This window comes from Methylobacterium phyllosphaerae, from assembly GCF_001936175.1.
Classification (GTDB): domain Bacteria; phylum Pseudomonadota; class Alphaproteobacteria; order Rhizobiales; family Beijerinckiaceae; genus Methylobacterium; species Methylobacterium fujisawaense.
Map to the genome: position 1 here is coordinate 146,205 of NZ_CP015367.1, position 16,466 is coordinate 162,670.

General features: G+C 71.1%; 14 protein-coding genes. 5 read left to right on the plus strand and 9 right to left on the minus strand.

Going from position 1 to position 16,466, the window contains the following annotated elements; translation table 11 throughout:
* Nucleotides 1-6: 6 nt before the first annotated feature.
* Nucleotides 7-1,053, minus strand: a complete 1,047-nt coding sequence (locus MCBMB27_RS00685) for a histidine kinase dimerization/phosphoacceptor domain -containing protein (protein ID WP_043356531.1) — start codon at nucleotides 1,051-1,053, stop codon at nucleotides 7-9.
* Between the two features lie 234 nt (nucleotides 1,054-1,287).
* Here MCBMB27_RS00685 and MCBMB27_RS00690 point away from each other — a divergent pair, with 234 nt between their 5' ends.
* The 3 genes from MCBMB27_RS00690 (at nucleotide 1,288) to MCBMB27_RS00700 (ending at nucleotide 4,382) form a co-directional block, all read left to right on the plus strand.
* A complete protein-coding gene (locus tag MCBMB27_RS00690; RefSeq protein ID WP_043383348.1) occupies nucleotides 1,288-2,676 on the plus strand; it encodes an AmpG family muropeptide MFS transporter in 1,389 nt (462 codons plus the stop codon).
* Between the two features lie 25 nt (nucleotides 2,677-2,701).
* The gene (locus tag MCBMB27_RS00695) at nucleotides 2,702-3,640 is read left to right on the plus strand and encodes an EcsC family protein (protein ID WP_043356534.1); all 939 of its coding nucleotides are present in this window, start codon (nucleotides 2,702-2,704) and stop codon (nucleotides 3,638-3,640) included.
* Nucleotides 3,641-3,722: 82 nt separating this feature from the next.
* The gene (locus tag MCBMB27_RS00700) at nucleotides 3,723-4,382 is read left to right on the plus strand and encodes an MgtC/SapB family protein (RefSeq protein ID WP_083683302.1); all 660 of its coding nucleotides are present in this window, start codon (nucleotides 3,723-3,725) and stop codon (nucleotides 4,380-4,382) included.
* 93 nt (nucleotides 4,383-4,475) lie between these two features.
* On the opposite strand, the gene ilvA is transcribed toward MCBMB27_RS00700, so the two are convergent.
* The 5 genes from ilvA to MCBMB27_RS00725 all read right to left on the minus strand — a co-directional run bounded on the left by ilvA (nucleotide 4,476) and on the right by MCBMB27_RS00725 (nucleotide 10,125).
* Nucleotides 4,476-6,068 carry a threonine ammonia-lyase, biosynthetic gene (gene ilvA / locus MCBMB27_RS00705; RefSeq protein WP_075379635.1) on the minus strand — a complete coding sequence of 531 codons (1,593 nt, stop codon included), beginning with the start codon at nucleotides 6,066-6,068 and terminating at the stop codon, nucleotides 4,476-4,478.
* 24 nt (nucleotides 6,069-6,092) lie between these two features.
* Nucleotides 6,093-6,440 carry a diacylglycerol kinase gene (locus tag MCBMB27_RS00710; RefSeq protein WP_043356538.1) on the minus strand — a complete coding sequence of 116 codons (348 nt, stop codon included), beginning with the start codon at nucleotides 6,438-6,440 and terminating at the stop codon, nucleotides 6,093-6,095.
* Nucleotides 6,437-7,495 carry an AbrB family transcriptional regulator gene (locus MCBMB27_RS00715; RefSeq protein ID WP_043356540.1) on the minus strand — a complete coding sequence of 353 codons (1,059 nt, stop codon included), beginning with the start codon at nucleotides 7,493-7,495 and terminating at the stop codon, nucleotides 6,437-6,439. The genes MCBMB27_RS00710 and MCBMB27_RS00715 overlap by 4 nt, the downstream gene beginning before the upstream one ends.
* A gap of 110 nt (nucleotides 7,496-7,605) precedes the next feature.
* Nucleotides 7,606-9,096, minus strand: a complete 1,491-nt coding sequence (locus MCBMB27_RS00720; RefSeq protein ID WP_075381841.1) for an argininosuccinate lyase — start codon at nucleotides 9,094-9,096, stop codon at nucleotides 7,606-7,608.
* A gap of 93 nt (nucleotides 9,097-9,189) precedes the next feature.
* A complete protein-coding gene (locus MCBMB27_RS00725) occupies nucleotides 9,190-10,125 on the minus strand; it encodes a LysR substrate-binding domain-containing protein (RefSeq protein WP_053609983.1) in 936 nt (311 codons plus the stop codon).
* A 133-nt stretch (nucleotides 10,126-10,258) separates the two neighbouring features.
* On the opposite strand from MCBMB27_RS00725, the gene MCBMB27_RS00730 reads away from it, so the two are divergent.
* Both MCBMB27_RS00730 and MCBMB27_RS00735 read left to right on the plus strand, forming a co-directional pair.
* Nucleotides 10,259-11,848, plus strand: coding sequence for a catalase (locus MCBMB27_RS00730; protein ID WP_043356544.1), 1,590 nt, complete (start codon nucleotides 10,259-10,261; stop codon nucleotides 11,846-11,848).
* An 85-nt stretch (nucleotides 11,849-11,933) separates the two neighbouring features.
* Nucleotides 11,934-12,410, plus strand: a complete 477-nt coding sequence (locus tag MCBMB27_RS00735; RefSeq protein ID WP_043356545.1) for a cupin domain-containing protein — start codon at nucleotides 11,934-11,936, stop codon at nucleotides 12,408-12,410.
* Here MCBMB27_RS00735 and MCBMB27_RS00740 read toward each other — a convergent pair.
* From MCBMB27_RS00740 to MCBMB27_RS00750, 3 genes are all read right to left on the minus strand, one after another.
* A complete protein-coding gene (locus MCBMB27_RS00740) occupies nucleotides 12,362-13,606 on the minus strand; it encodes an MFS transporter (protein ID WP_075379636.1) in 1,245 nt (414 codons plus the stop codon). The two genes, MCBMB27_RS00735 and MCBMB27_RS00740, sit on opposite strands and share 49 nt — an antisense overlap.
* A complete protein-coding gene (lnt, locus tag MCBMB27_RS00745) occupies nucleotides 13,603-15,258 on the minus strand; it encodes an apolipoprotein N-acyltransferase (protein ID WP_075379637.1) in 1,656 nt (551 codons plus the stop codon). The genes MCBMB27_RS00740 and lnt overlap by 4 nt, the downstream gene beginning before the upstream one ends.
* 64 nt (nucleotides 15,259-15,322) lie before the next feature.
* On the minus strand, nucleotides 15,323-16,456 hold the full coding sequence (locus MCBMB27_RS00750) for a hemolysin family protein (RefSeq protein WP_043345718.1): 1,134 nt from the start codon (nucleotides 16,454-16,456) through the stop codon (nucleotides 15,323-15,325).
* Between the last annotated feature and the right edge of the window lie 10 nt (nucleotides 16,457-16,466).

Here is a 16,466-nt window from a genome sequence, read left to right on the forward strand (position 1 = left end):
GATTTCTCAAGCCGGCTGCTGGAGCGGGATATCGATGTCGACGGTCGTGCCCGGACCGGCATCCGCCCAGGCGATGGTCCCGCGCATCTGCCGGACCACCATCTCCACCAGATTTCGCCCGAAGCCGGCCGGATTCGGAGCCGCCGCGGCGACACCGACGCCGTCGTCGCGAATCGTCATATGCATCCCTCTCTCGGTGCGGCGGGCGACGATCGACACGCGTCCCTCCCGCTCGCCCGGGAAGGCGTGGCGCAGGGCGTTTGCCGTGAGTTCGTGGATCATCAGGGCCAGGGGCGCCGCCATCGCGGCAGCTACGGCGATCGACTCGACGTCGGCCTCGACCCGGCGCCGCTCCGGATCCAGGCCGGCATTCATGTCGGCCAGGAACTCGGCCGCGAAGTCGCCGAGGTTGAAATGCGTGCAGTCGCCCTCGGAATACAGCATCCGATGGGCTGTCGAGAGCGCGCCGATCCGCTCGGCCATGCCTTGGAGCGCGTCCCGCGCCTCGCCCTCGGGCGTTCGCCGGGCCTTCAGCAGCATCAGCGAGGAAATCACCTGAAGATTGTTCTTAACCCGGTGATCAACCTCGTGCAGCAGGGCCGTCTTCTGCTCAAGGGCGGTGGTCAGATCCTGGGTCCGCGCGTTGACGAGGCGCTCCAGCTCGTCGTTGGTGCCGCGCATCGACACTTCCATCTGGTGGACATAGGTCATGTCCGCCTGGGCGGCATAGAAGAAGGCGAGACCCTCGGCGTCGTTCACCGGCGTGATGGTCATCGCGTTCCAGAAGGTCGTCCCGTCCTTCCGGTAGTTGAGCAGCTCGACGGAGATCGGCTCCGCGGCCTGTACGGCCGAGCGGATCCGCTCGACCGTGAAACGGTCGGTGGCCGGACCCTGCAGCATCCGGCAGTTGCGCCCGACGATCTCGTCAGCGGTGTAGCCTGTCACCTGCAGGAATGCGTCGTTCGCCCAGGCGATCGGGTTGTCCGGAGCGCGGGCATCGGTGATCACCATGGGCGACGGGCTGCGCGCGAACGCGTCGACGAGCGTCGCCAACGGCGGAGCGGACTCGGATCGGAGACTCAACGCATCATTCCACGACTGGGCGGCGTGCCCGTTCGTCCGGCGGCGCCTCCAACACGCCGCGATCCGTGGGACGTGGACACCGCGTTAAGCAAGCTTCTACCAAGATTGAGGCGCAACACATCACGATCCAGCGAAAACCGGTGCGGCGTAAGGCTGCCACGATTTCGCGAGATCAAGGCCACGAAGGCTCAGGAGTTCCATGCCATGGCGAACCAGCCACAGGCGATGCGTCGCTTCCGGCTCCGCGACATCGTCGAGGACCGGCGGATCGTGCTCATGCTGGCTCTCGGATTCTCCTCGGGCCTGCCGCTGCTCCTGGTCCTCGGCACCTTCACGCTCCGCCTCGCCTTCTCGGACATCGACGTGCGGGCGATCGGCCTGTTCAGCTACGTGGCGCTGCCTTACTCGCTGAAGTTCCTCTGGGCGCCCGCGATCGACAGGCTGAACGTTCCGGTGCTGAGTGCCCGCCTCGGGCGCCGCCGGGCCTGGATGGTGACCACGCAGGCCGCGGTCGCCCTGTGCCTGACCCTGATGGCCTTCTCGGATCCGAAGACCAACCTCGCGCTCCTGGGACTCGGGGCCTTCCTGGTGGCCTTCTGCGCGGCGAGCCAGGATGTGGTGATCGACGGCTGGCGCATCGACGCCGCCGGCAGCGACTTCCAGGGTATCCTGGCGGCGACCTCGAACCTCGGTTACCGCCTCGGCCTGATCACCGCCGGCGCGGGCGCGCTGTTCATCGCCTCGGCGGGGGGCTGGACGCTGGCCTACCTGATCATGGCGGCGCTCATGCTGGTCGGGATGATCGCCGCCCTGCTGGCCCCGGCCTTCGACAGGCCTCGCACGGTTCAGGCGGAGACGCCCGGCCGCTCCCGGTTCTGGTCGATGCGCCGCGCCGTGCTGGAGCCGCTCACCGAGCTGCACGGCCGGTTCGGCGGCGCGCTCTGGGGCATCCTCCTGCTCGTGGCCTTGTTCCGGCTCCCCGATTTCCTGTCCGGCGTGATGGCGAGCCCGCTCTACCGGACGCTGGGCTTCGACCTGAAGGAGATCGCCACCGTCACCAAGCTCTACGGCATCTGGGTCGGCATCGCGGGCGGGTTCGCGGGCGGATGGGCCCTGGCCCGGCTCGGCCTGTTCCCCACGCTGCTGCTGGGCGCCTTCCTGGCCGCGTCCTCGCACCTCGCCTTCGCGTGGCTGGCGGCCGGCGCGCCCGAGATCTGGCGCCTGACGGTCGCCATCTCGATCGAGAATTTCTGCGGCTCCTTCGCCGGCATCGTGCTCATCGCCTACATGTCGAGCCTCACCAGCCCGGCCTACGCGGCGACGCAGTACGCGCTGTTCTCCTCGCTCTACGCGCTGCCGGGCAAGCTGATCGCGGGCTCGTCGGGTTTCGTGGTCGCGGCGATCGGCTATCCGGCCTTCTTCGTCATGACCTCCCTCGTGGGTATCCCGGTCCTGGTGCTCTGCGTCGCGGTCGGGCGCAGGACCGGGCAGGCGGAGGCCGCGGCGGCACCGGCGCGGGATGCGCAGGAGGCGGGGAACCGCATCCCGGGGCCCGAGCTTCCTACCACGGCGCGCGCGCCAGGGGCGGCGTGAGCACGACAGATCCAGGGATTCACGGATGAGCACGAGCGACCTCACCTTAGCCGGCGAGACGCTGCCGGCGGCGACTCCAGAAAAGACGCTGAGCGACGCGGACCTCGCCGCCCTGCGCCGCGCCGTGCAGGTGCTGGAGCGTCCGAGCCTCGCGGGGCGGCTCTCCGCGGCGGCCGGCGCGCCCCTCGACATCATCGGCCGATCGCTGCCGGCTCCGGTCACCGAAGCCGTCAGCCGCAGCACCGAGGCGGCCATGCGGGGGGCGCTGCGCGTCGCCCTGGCGACGCTGCCGCGCCGGGAACTCGTTCCGGCCGAAGGGGAGGGCCTCGGTTCCGTCGCCGCCAAGGCCGAGAGCCGGTTCGCGCAGCTCCTCGGCTCGGGCGACGCCAAGCACAAGGCGATGGCGGCACTGTCCGGCGCGGTCGGAGGCGCGTTCGGCCTCGCGACGCTGGCCGTCGAGCTTCCGGTCTCGACCACGCTGATGCTGCGCTCCATCGCCGAGATCGCCCGGGAGGAGGGCGAGGATCTCGAGACCCCCGAGGGGGCGCTCGCCTGCGTCCAGGTCTTCGCCCTCGGCGGCCGGGCCACGGCCGAGACCGAGGCGGGCGCGGCGCTCACCGAGAGCGGCTACTTCGCCGTCCGCGCGGCCCTGGCCAAGACGCTGTCGGAGGCGGCCCGCTATGCCGGCAGCAAAACGCTCCTCGACCAGTCGGCCCCGGCGCTGATCCGCTTCACCGCACAGATCGCCGCGCGCTTCGGTCTGGTCGTGTCCCAGAAGGTCGCCGCGCAGGCGGTGCCGATCCTCGGCGCCTTCGGCGGGGCGGCGGTCAACACGGCCTTCATGAACCATTTCCAGTCGACCGCCCGCGCGCATTTCACGGTGCGGCGCCTGGAGCGGTCCTACGGGGCCGCCACGGTGCGGGCCGCTTACGAAGTCGAGAAGGCGGCCCTCGGGATCGCTTGATCCGCCCACGGCAAAGCCGCAAGGATCCGCGCCATCCGCACGGGGCGGAGAAACGGAGGCGGCTCTGATCGGCAACGGCGAGATGGTGGCCCGGCTGGCGTTGGCGGCCCTGTTCGGCAGCGTGATTGGCCTGGAGCGCGAGCGCCTGCTCTGGGCCGCAGGCCTGCGGACCCACATGCTGGTCTGCGTCGGCTCCTGCCTGATCATGCTGGTCTCGGCCTTCGGATTCGCCGACGTGCTGGGCACCGCCCACGTGGTGCTCGACCCCTCCCGGATCGCCGCGCAGGTGGTCTCCGGCATCGGCTTCCTCGGAGCGGGGACGATCCTGTTGCGCGGCGAGGTGGTGAAGGGTCTCACCACGGCGGCCAGTCTCTGGGGCGTGGCGGCGATCGGGCTGGCGATCGGCAGCGGCCTCTACGTGCCGGCCCTGGCCGCGACGGCACTCATCGTCGGCATCCTGGCGGGTGTGAAGCCCTTCGAGCAGCGCTGGCGCGACCGGATGCGCGCCCAGACCCTTCGGCTGACCGCCCGAAAAGGCGCGATGTCGATCGACACCGTGCAGGCGGCGACGGGCGAGCGGGCCTCACGGGTCCGGACCTTCACGGTCCATCCGGGTCCTGATGCGGACCACGAGGAAGTGACGATCACGTTCGTGCGTCTGTCCCGGACGAGCTTCGAGGCCATCGCGGCAAAGCTTCGGGCGATGCCCGATGTCGCGTCGGTGGAGGTGGCCGAAGAATGACCGCGCCCGACGCTGCCCCTCGATCATGAGAACAGCGACGTGACTTGAAGGCGCGCGACGAGAGCCCCCAGGGACAGCCTGGGCTGAGGGGGCTCAGGCCGCCCCGGCGCCCTCGCCGTCAAGGAACAGGCGGTAGGCCGGGTTCTCGGTCTCGTCGGTGGCCGGGTAACCGAGGGCGTCGATGGCGGCGTCGAACCGGGCGCGCTCGGGCGGCGGCACCGCGATCCCGGCGAGCACCCGGCCGTAATCGGCGCCGTGGTTGCGGTAGTGGAACAGCGTGATGTCGAAATCCGGCCCGAGGGCGTCGAGGAACTTCATCAGCGCACCGGGCCGCTCCGGGAACTGGAAGCGGAACAGCCGCTCGTGCGCGACCCCGACGGCACGGCCGCCGACCATGTAGCGGACATGGACCTTGGCCATCTCGTTGTCGCTCATGTCGAGGACGCGATAGCCGGCCTCGCGCAGCGAAGCGATCAGCGCCTGCTTCTCGCGCTTGCCGCCGCTGACGTTGATGCCGACGAAGATCTGCGCCTCCGAGCCCGGCGCATGGCGGTAGTTGAATTCCGTGATCGCCCGCGGTCCGAGGGCGTTGATGAAGGCGCGGTAGGCGCCGGGGCGCTCGGGGATCGTCACGCCGATCAGGACCTCGCGCTGCTCGCCGATCTCGGCGCGCTCGGCGATGTGGCGCAGGCGGTCGAAATTCAGGTTCGCCCCCGAGGAGATGGCGATCAGCGTGCCGTCACCGCCCTCGCGCTCGGCATACAGCTTGGCGCCGGCGAGGCTCAGCGCCCCGGAGGGTTCCGACACCGCGCGGGTGTCGTCGAAGATGTCCTTGATCGCCGCGCACATGGCGTCGGTATCGACGGTGATGACCTCGTCGAGATGCGCGCGGCAGAGCCGGAAGGTCTCCTCGCCGGCCTGACGCACGGCGACGCCGTCGGCGAACAGGCCGACACTGGGCAGGCTGACCCGCGTGTCGGCCGCCAGTGCCGCGGCCATGCAGGCGGCGTCCTCCGGCTCGACACCGATCACCTTGGTGCCCGGCCGCAGATACTTCACGAAGGTGGCGACGCCGGCAGCGAGCCCGCCGCCGCCCACCGGCACGAAGATCGCCTCGATCGCGCCGGTATGCTGCTCCAGGATCTCCTTGCCGATGGTGCCCTGGCCGGCGATCACGTCGGGATCGTCGAAGGGGTGCAGGAAGGTCAGGCCCTGCTCGGCCTCGAGGGTCTTGGCCTGTGCGAGCGCCTCGTCGAAGGCGTCGCCGTGCAGAACGACCTCGGCCCCCCGGGCCCGGCAGGCATCGACCTTGATCGACGGGGTGGTGCGCGGCATCACGATCACGGCGCGCGCCCCGAGCTTGGCGGCGGCCAGCGCCACGCCCTGCGCGTGGTTGCCCGCCGAGGCGCAGACGACGCCGCGGGCGATCTGGTCCGGACTGAGGCCGGACATCTTGTTGTAGGCGCCGCGCAGCTTGAACGAGAAGACCGGCTGGAGATCCTCGCGCTTCAGCAGGACCGGCCGCCCGAGCCGCTGCGTCAGCCGGGGCATCGGGTCGAGTGGGCTCTCGATCGCCACGTCGTAGACGCGGGCGGTGAGGATCTTGCGGATGTAGTCCGTCACGGTGTGGAGTCTCGGCCGATGCGCGGGGCTGTGCCGGCCAGATAGACCCTCCGGCCCGCGGATGCGAGCGCGCCCACGCGCGGCAGGTCAGCCCAGCCGCTCGACCAGCGCCGCCACCCACACGAGCAGCGCCGCCATCTGGGCCATGAAGGTGCCGGCGGAGGCGAGGTCCTTCACCGTACCGATCATCGGGTGATGCCCCGGATGGACGTGGTCGCAGAGCTTCTCGACGGCGGTGTTGAGGAATTCGGCGGCCAGCATCAGCAGCAGGCTGACCATCAGGGCGACCCGCACCCAGAGTGTCGCGCCGAGGAACAGGGCGACCGGCACGCCGAGAGCCAGGAGCAGGAGTTCCTGCCGCACGGCCCGCTCGGTGCGCGCGCCGTGGCGCAGGCCGCGCCAGGAATTCAGAAAGGCGAGAACCAGGGCGTTCATCGGATGGCGGTCTCCGGCACGGACCGGCTGATCCACTTGGCGAGCAGCGGACCGGTGAGCAGCACTACGAACAGGCGCAGGGTCTGGACCGCCAGCACGAAGGAGACGTCCGCCTTCGAGCCGACGGCGATGATCGCCACCGAATCGAGGCCGCCGGGACTCGTGGCGAGGACTGCGGTGAGCAGGTCGATGGGCAGCAGCAGCGTCAGCCCCCAGCCCCAGGCCGCGCAGAGGGCGATGACCGAGAAGGTCGCCGCCAGGATGCCGGGCAGGGCGGTGAATGTCAGGCGCAGCGTCTCCCGGGTGAAGCGCAGGCCGACATAGATGCCGATGCAGGCATAGGCGAGTTCGAGGAGGGGCACCGGCAGCGCCATGCGCACGAGCCCGGTGGCGTGGAGGAGGCTGCCGAGCACCATCGGGCCGATCTGCGCGCCGGCCGGCACCCGCAGGGCGAGCGCCGCGCCCGCGCCCACGATGGCGACGGCCAGCGTCGCGAAGACGGAGAGTGGCCCGGTCACCTCGGCGACGCCAGCCGAGGCCCCGGGAACCGGCGTCTCCATCAGGAAGCGGGCGGCCAGCGAGGCCGAGAACACCACGGCCGCGACGCGCACGTATTGCATGAAGGCCACGAGGCGCGGATCGGCACCGAAATCCTCGGCCATGGCGACCATGGCGGAGGCGCCGCCGGGGGACGATCCCCAAGCCGCGGTGGTCCCGGGCAGCACGCGCAGGCGGGTCAGGATCCAGCCGACCAAGCCGCTGACCGCGACGGTGACCAGCACGACCGCGACGATGAGCGGCCCGTCCTCCACCAGGGTCTGGGCGATCTGCCCGGTGACCGCATGCGCCACGAGGCAGCCGATCGCCGCCTGGGAGGCCTGGAAGGCGGCCCGGGGCACGCGGAGGCGCGAACCGCCGACCCCGAACGCGATGGCCGCGATCATCGGCCCGAGCAGCAACGCGGCCGGGAACTGCGCCTGCATCAGGCCGTATGAGACGGCCGCGGACGCGGCGGCGAGGGCGGCCCAGAGGCCGAGGATGCGGAGAGGGAGCAAGGCGACCGATCGGGAGAGGCCCGCTTCAGACGGCAGGCGTCAGGCGCGCGCTATAGCGCAATATTGGCCCTGTCACGGCAGAGTTTCGACACGGCCGCCCCGCGCAATCGTCAGGGCTCGTGGGTCAGGGCGGCGAAGGCGGTGTCGAGGCGTGCCCGGGCGTCGGCCAGGCCCTTGCGGCGGTCATCGCGCCATGCCCGATCGGCCTCAAGCCGCTCCCGGGCGCGGGCCAGCATGCGCCGGACCTCCGCGGGCTGCGGGCCGCCGAGGCCCGCAGCCGCGTCGATCATGCCCCGGGCCGACAAGGCCGCCCGGAAGCGCGCCTCGTCGAGGGGCAGGTCCGGCTTCAGGCCCGTCCCGGCGGCGGCCTCGGCGTAGATCCGCCGCACCTCCGCGAACGGGAGATCGGCGGGTCGCAGATCGTGGCTGCGGCCGTAGCTCACCAGCTCGGAGGCGAAGTGGTGGCCGAGCCGGAACGGCACGTCCGCCTCGCGCTGAAGCGTGTCGGCGAGTTCTGTGGTGGTCGAATAGTCGGCGGCGACCTCCTCGGCGGCCCGCGCCCGGTCCACGACCAGCCCGTCGAGGACGCGGGTCCAGCGCCGGCACAGCTCGGCGGCCTCGGCGAGCGTCCGGCCCGGCGGCTCAGCCTGGTTACGCTTGTAGTCCGGCATCCCGGAATCGACGTTGTGCGCCATGATGACGAAGGCCTGCGCGGCCCCGACCACGTCGCTCGCCTTCATGCGCAGGCCGTACAGGGCGACGGGATTGCGCTTCTGCGGCATGATGCTGCTCGGCCCGGTCAGCGCCCCCTCCCGCAGCAGGATCCACGGCCGGGTCTGGTGATACTGGGCGTAGAGGTCCTGCGCGAAGCTGCCGGCCGTAGTGGCGAGTGTCGCGGAAAGCCCGGTCAATTCCAGGCCCATATCCATCGGCGCGAGCTGACCGGCATCGTAGCTGTTCTCCACGGGTGCATCGAACCCGAGCAGCTCGGCCAGGCGCTTGCGGTCCACCGGGAAGCTCGACGTCCCGAGGGCGGCCGCGCCCAGGGGTGACAGGTTGAGCCGCGTCCAGGCCTCGCGGAGGCGCTGCGCATCGCGGGCAAGGACGGCCGCGTAGCCGAGATAGAGGTGGCCGAGCGTCGTCGGCTGGGCCTGCACGCCGTTTGTATAGGCCGGGACGATCGTGTCGGCCTCGCGGTCGGCCACGGCCAGCAAGGCCCCCCGGGTCTCGTCCAGGGCCTGGGCGAGGGCGAGGAGGCGGTCGCGCTGCTCAAGCTTCAGCACCGTCGGGATGATGTCCTGGCGGCTGCGCCCCGAATGCATCCGGGTGGCCTCCGGGCCGGCAATGGCGGTGATCAGCGGCTCGATCCGGAGATAGTCGTCCGGCCGTTCCGCGCCGGGCTTGGCGGCGTCGGCGGCGACCTGATCGAGCGCGCGGGCGATGGTCGCGGCCAGGGGGCGCGGGACGATACCGGTCTCGGCTGTCATCACCAGGGAGGCGCGGTTGATCTGATCGATCCGGGCGAAGCTGTCCGTCGGCGCGGCGTGGGCGCCGAGGGGGGCGAGCAGCGCCAGAATTGCCCCGATCATCCTGCGCCGCATCGGCCCGTTCCCCATGCCCTGATCAGTCCTGATAGACGCGCCAAGCGCGACCGTCTTCATCACAGCGGGGCCAGGTGCCCGCGACACCGCCGCTCACGCCACAGCGTCGTCGCCCCGGCAGGCCGTGGTTCCGGGCGGCGCGTGCGCCCGGAAGAAGGCGGCGAGGTTCGCCAGTCCCGCGGCGCGGGGATCGCTCGCCCGCCAGACCAGCGCGATGGTCCGGCCGGGACCGTCGACATCGAAGGCCCGGGTGACCGTCAGGCCGCTGGGATCGGGGCTGGCGGGCACCGCGAGGGCCGGAAGCAGCGTGTAGCCGGCGCCGGCGGCCACCATCGAGCGAAGCGTCTCCAGGCTGGTGGCATGGCGGCCGACCGACGAGCCGGCGCCGCAGGCCGCGATCGTCTGGTCGCGCAGGCAGTTGCCCTCATCGAGCAGCAGCAGGTCCGGCCCTGCGATCTCGGTCGCCGAGAGCGCGCCGCCCCGGGCCAGGGCGTGCTCGGCCGGGCAGGCGAGCCAGAACGGCTCGACGAACAGCGGCGAGACCGCGAGACCGTTGGAGGGCAGCGGAAGCGAGACCAGGGCCGCGTCGATGCGGCCGTCGCGCAGGCCCTCGACGATGTCGGCGGTCCGCGATTCCGACAGAGAGAGCGTCAGCAGCGGGTACTGCTCGCGCAGCGGTCGCAGCACCAGCGGGAAGAAATAGGGACCGAGCGTCTGGATCGCCGCCAGGATGAGGCGTCCGGTGAGCGGCGAGCCGCGGCCCTCCCTGGCGAGCGCCAGAAGCCGCTGCGCCTCCGCCAGGACGACGCGTGCCTGCCGGATGATGGCTTGGCCCGCTTCGGTCAGCAGGATCCGCCGGTTCGACCGCTCGAACAAAGTCAGGCCGAGCGCGGTTTCCAGCTTGCGGACCTGCACGCTCAGCGTCGGCTGGCTGACATTGCAGCGTTCGGCGGCCCGGCCGAAATGCCCCTCGTCGGCCACCGCGACGACATATTCGAGATCCCGGAGGGAGAGGCCAGCGAGATTCATAGGCTGTATCTATCAGAACCTTTGTGACGATGCATTTGCCTCGGGGTCATGCCGGGGTCATAACCTTTTTCCAGAACGGTTCCAGGCTGGCCTCGGCCCCCGAGAGCCTTCGCTGAACGGAGAGACGATACGCATGAGCGATCAACGCCCGATCCTGACCACCCGCCAGGGCCATCCGGTCCGGGACAACCAGAGCACCCGGACGGTCGGTGAGCGCGGCCCGGCGACGCTCGAGAACTACCAGTTCATCGAGAAGATCACGCACTTCGACCGCGAGCGTATCCCCGAGCGCGTCGTCCACGCCCGCGGCGCCGGCGCCCACGGCTGGTTCGAGGCCTACGGTAAGATCGGCGACGAGCCGGCCTCCAAATACACCCGCGCCCGCGTGCTCACCGAGACCGGCGTGAAGACGCCGATGTTCGTGCGCTTCTCCACCGTCGCCGGCGCCAAGGAGAGCCCGGAGACCGAGCGCGACCCGCGCGGCTTCGCGGTGAAGTTCAAGACCGTCGACGGCAATTGGGACCTCGTGGGCAACAACCTCAAGGTCTTCTTCATCCGCGACGCGATCAAGTTCCCCGACATGATCCACGCGTTCAAGCCGGACCCGGTGACGAACCGCCAGGAGGCGTGGCGCTTCTTCGACTTCGTGGCCCAGCACCCCGAGTCGATCCACATGGTGACGCACCTGAAGTCGCCCTGGGGCATCCCGGCCAATTACCGCGAGATGGAAGGCTCGGGCGTCAACACCTACAAGCTGGTCAACGACCAGGGCGAGGCGGTGCTCTGCAAGTTCCACTGGATCCCCAAGCAGGGCGTCCGGAACCTGACCTCGCAGCAGGCCTCAGAGATCCAGGCCAAGGATGTCGGCCACGCGACCCGCGACCTGTACGACAACATCAAGGCCGGCAACTTCCCCGAGTGGGAATTCGCCGTGCAGATCATGCCGGACGGCCCGAACGACCACCTGTCGTTCGACCCGCTGGACGACACGAAGCTGTGGCCTGTGGACCAGTTCCCGCTGCTGCCGTGCGGCCGGATGGTGCTCGACCGCGTGCCGGACAACTTCTTCGCTGAGGTCGAGCAGTCGGCCTTCGGCACCGGCGTCCTCGTCGACGGCGTCGACTTCTCGGACGACAAGATGCTGCAGGGCCGGACGTTGTCCTACTCCGACACGCAGCGCTACCGCGTCGGGGCCAACTACCTCCAGCTGCCGATCAACGCGCCGCAGCCCGGCGTGAAGGTCTACTCGAACCAGCGCGACGGCCAGATGGCCTACACAGTGGACGGGACGGGCCCGAACAAGCACATCAACTACGAGCCCTCGACCCTGGCCGAAGGCCTGCGCGAGGCGCCGAAGCCCGCCAAGGACTATCACCAGCCGGTCCAGGGCAATCTCGGCCGCTACCAGACCTCGCGCACCGAGGACGACTACACGCAGGCCGGCGTGCGCTACCGCTCCTTCGCGGATTGGGAGCGCGACGACCTGATCGCCAACCTCGTCGCCGACATGAAGCAGTGCCCGGAGCCGATCCAGCTGCGGATGGTCTGGCACTTCTGGCACGCCGACGAGGATTACGGCCGCCGCGTCGCCGAGGGCGCCGGGATCGACCTAGAGAAGGCCAAGGCGCTGCCGCCGCTGCCGGGGCGCGCCGCTCCCGGCAAGCGCCTGCAGTCCGAGACCTACACGGACGGGTCGCAGGCCCACCGGGTCGCCGCGGAGTAAGCGTCGCGGGTCCGCCGCCCATCGAAGCCCCGCGCGGTCATCCGGCCGCGCGGGGTTCTTGTTTGAACCTCCGGCGGGGACGGCGATGGCGAGTGTCGTGCATCGAGGGCTTGGCCCGAACGCCGTCATCGGCGGCATGCGGATCTTCTATCTGGCGCGCAGCGACGAGACGGCCGACGCCATGGGTGTCTATCGGGTCGAGATGGATCCACGGACGCCGGGAGCCGGGCTGCACCGCCACGCCCGGTTGACCGAGACCTTCTCGGTCGAGGCGGGCCGGCTCGCCCTTCATGTCGACGGCGCGGATCACGACCTCGGACCGGGCGACTTCGCGCTGATTCCGCCCGGCATTGCCCACGCCTTCGCCAATCGCAGCGACCGGCCGGTGCGCTTCACGCTGAGCTTCGCGCCGGCGCTGGGCCGCGAAGGCTTCTTCGAGGGGCTGGCCCGGCTGGCCGCGGCGGGGCGTCTCTCGGATCGGGCGGCAATGGCCGACCTGATGGCGCGCTACGATCAGGAACCGCTGGCCGGTTTCGCGGCCTGGAGCGAGGTCAGCGGCTGAGCCGCAATGTTCCGCGCCTGGGGTTCGCCCGCGCAGACCTTGCGGTCCCGGCCGGCGGCTTGACCGATCAGGATCGCCGCGACGGCGATGGCGACGAACAGGGCACCCGGCACGCCCCAACCGCCCGTGGCCTCATGGGCCAGGCCGAAGACCAGCGGCCCCAGGCAGGCGCCCGTATAGCCGATGCCCTGCGCCATGGCCGAGAGTCCTGCGGCGCTCGCCGCGTCGGCGGCGCGTAGGACGATCAGGGTGAGACCCAGGCCGAAGCAGCCCCCGATCCCGAAGCCGAGTGCGCCGGCGGCGGGAATGCGCAAGGATTCCGCGCCGAAGGCCAAGACCAGGAACGCCACGACGGTGAGGCCCGGGATGGCGACGATCCAGGCCCGCTGATCGCGGGCGCGGGCGGCCAGCATGGCGGTCAGGAGCGCGCCGGGCGCCTGAACCAGGGTTGTCAGCGAGGCGTAAAGCCCTGCATCCAGCGGCGTGAGACCACGGCCCTGCAGCAGCAGCGGCAGCCATCCGAACAGGATGTAGGCGAGCGACGATTGCAGGCCCATGAAGCCCGTCACCCACCACGCCAGCGGGTCGCGGAGCAACCGCCCGGCGGAGGGCGCGGCGGTCGAGGTCGTCCGACGGGCGAAGGGGATCCACACGAAGGCGGCGGCGAGCGCCGGCAGGGACCAGATCGCCAGGGCGGAAGGCCAGCCGCCCCCGAGGGCGTGCTCCACCGGCACCGCCGCCCCGGCGCCCGCGGCCGCGCCGAGGCACAGGGTCATCGTGTAGAGGCCGGTCATCAGGCCGCCGCTGGCAGCGAAATCACGCTTCACCAGGGCCGGCAGCAGGACGTTGTCGAGGCCGATCCCGATGGCGGCCAGCGCCGTTCCGGCGAAGAGCGGCACGAGACCGCCCAGGCCGCGAAGCGCCAAGCCGGCGACCAGGATCGTCGAGCCCGCGAGCACGGCGAGGTCGGGCCCGATCCGGCGGATCAGAGGCGCGGCCAGCGCACAGGCGATGCCCAGGCACAGGACCGGCAGCGTGGTGAGGATGGCGGCGCCCCCGGCACCGAGGCCCGTCCCGTCCCGGATCGTCGCCAGCAGGGGGCCGACCGTGCTGAGCGCCGGACGCAGGTTGAACGCCACCAGCATCAGCGCGAGACCGAGCAGGAACCGGTTCGCGGTGGCGCGCTCCGCGCTCACGGCCGACGCCGCGCGACCACGGCACCGCCGAGGCAGGCGGCGAGCATCAGCGCGAAGGCGGCATCGCCGAACCGACCGTAAAGCGTGCCGCCGACGATGCGTGCGGGCAGATCTGCGTCGAGCCACGTCTCCTCGTCCAGCCGGGTGCGGGCGACGATGCGGCCATGCGGATCGATCACGGCGGAAATCCCGGTGTTGGCATCCCGCACGAGGGGCATTCCCTCCTCGACGGCGCGCAGGCGCGCCTGGGCGAGGTGCTGGCGCGGACCGGGCGTGTCGCCGAACCACGCGTCGTTGGTGACGTTCAGGATCAGCCCCGGCGGCTGCGGCGACGGCGCAGCACGCCCGGCCGGTAGGATCGCGCCCGGGAAGATCGCTTCGTAGCAGATGGTCGCCGCCACCGGCGGCAGACCCGGAACCGTCAGGATGCGCTGCCCGGCGAGCGTCCCGGCCGAGAACCCGCCGGGTATCGCCACGAACTGGCGCAACCCCACGGCCCGCAGGGCGGCGTCGAGGGGCGCCGGAAGGTACTCACCGAAGGGGACGAGGTGGACTTTGTCGTAGCTGTCGGAGATCTTGCCGTCGGACCCGATCACCATGACGGCGTTGAAGTAGCGCAGGCGCTCGCCCGGCAGCGGCTCCTCGGCGCGGGCCGCGCCGGTGATCAGCTCCTGCCCAGGCTTCAGCCCCGCCGCGACCTTGGCCAGGGCGTCGGGATCGCGCTGGATGAGGAACGGGAAGGCGGATTCCGGCCAGACGATGTGGGTCGGCTCCGGCGCTCCGGCCTCCGTCGGACGCTGGCTCAGCTCGATGTAGCGGTCGACGATGTCGGTCCGGTTCTCCGGCCTGAACTTGGCATCCTGGGGCAGGTTGGGCTGGACGAGTCGCAGCCGGACACCGGCCACCACCGGATCGGGCGGGCCGAGTCGCTCGGCCCCGTAGAGCGCCAGGCCGACGAGCACGATGGCGGCCGCGGCGCTCGGCCCGAACCGGCCGCGGAGCCCCCCGCCGTTGGCGAGGGTCGCGGGTGCGGCGCAGACGAGCACGGCCAGGATGCACAGGCCGTAGAGCCCGATCACGGCAGCCCATTGCATCAGCCAGAGATTCTGGGCCAGCGCCATCCCGAGGGTGTTCCAGGGAAAGCCCGTGAACACGTGGCCGCGCAGCCAGTCGGCGGCGCCGAGCCCGAAGGCGAGGGCGGCGATCCGCGCCGCGCCCCGGCTCCACAGCAGGCCCGCGGCGCCGAACCCGGCGCCGTAGAACAGGCCGAGGGCGAAGGGCAGACCGACAACGCCCAAGGGCAGGGCCCAGAGGAACTCGTCGGCCTCCACCAGGAAGGCCTGGCCCAGCCACCAGAGTCCGGCGGTGAGGTAGCCGAAGCCCCAGGCCCATCCGACCAGGAAGCAGGGCCAGAACCGCCGGAGGGTGGTCCGCCCGGAGGCGGCCCCGTCCTGCAGCCAGACCGCGACCGTCAGGGACAGGGCAAGGGCCGGCAGGATCCCGTAGGGCGGCATGGCCAGCGCGCCGAGCGCGCCCGCGAACCACGCCAGCCCGAGGCGGCGCCAGCCGGTCAGATGCGTGATCGCCAGCACAGCGCCCGGCACATGCGCGCGCTCCGGATCGGGCAGGGGATCCCGCATCGGCCCGCGCATGGATGCACCGGCCGCTGCGGGCGACCGGGCGAAACCGTCTGCCAGACCCGTCACGCCACGACCGTCACGGGTGCGGCGTCTCGGCGACCGGGGGGCTCGATGGCGGGGGCAGGGCGAGCGGCACGACGGTCCCGATCCGCGCCGCGCCCTTGTGGAACCGCAGGCGCTTCAGACGCCGCGGATCGGCGTCGAGCACCTCGAATTCGAGATCGCCCGGACCGGCGATCAGCTCGCCCCGCGACGGGACGCGGCCCGCCAGCGTCACGATCATGCCGCCCAGCGTATCGATCTCCTCGGCCATCTCGCCGACCGCCGCCACGAGGTCCACGCCCGTCACCTCGGAGACCTCGGCCAGCGGCGTGCGCGCGTCGGCCACGAAGACCTCGCCCTCGCCGTCGACGCGCTGGACGAAACTGTCCTCCGCGACGTCGTGCTCGTCCTCGATGTCGCCGACCACGACCTCGATCAGGTCCTCGATGGAGATCAGCCCGTCGGTGCCGCCATACTCGTCGATGACGAGCGCCATATGGGTGCGGGTCGCCTGCATGCGCACCAGCAGGTCGATCGCCGGCATGGAGGGCGGGACGAACAGGACCGGCCGCTGGATGCGCGTCGCCGCCAGGGTCGTCGTCAGGTCGACCTTTCCGAGGTCCAGGCCCCGCGGCACCCGCGGAGCCGGCCGGCGCGGCCGCGGTGCGGCCGCCGCATCCGCGGTACCGTCGGCCACGGTCTCCGCGGGCTTCACGACCGCGGCGGCACTGCGCCGGGCCGGCTCGGCCTTGGCGGCGATGTGATCGACGAGGTCGCGGATGTGGACCATGCCGCGGGGGTCGTCGAGGGTCTCGCCATAGACCGGCAGCCGGGAATGACCGGCCGTGCGGAACAGTTTGAGCAAGTCGCCGAGACTCGTGTCGTTCGACACGGCGACGATGTCGGCCCGGGGGACCATCACGTCGTCGACGCGCACCTTATGCAGGCCGAGGACATTCTTGAGCATGACACGCTCAAGCGGCGTGAGGCCGCTCTCGCCGGCATCCGGCTCCGCCAGCGCCTCCTCAAGACCCTCGCGCAGCGAATCGCGCGGCTTGAGATGAAGTGCCTGGAGCAGGCGGTCGTACCAGGGCTCCCGATGCGGGGATTCACCCTCGGTGGAACTGGGCGCGGCCAGGGCCGCGCCGCGACTTCGATCGTTGCTCATGTCTCTCGGG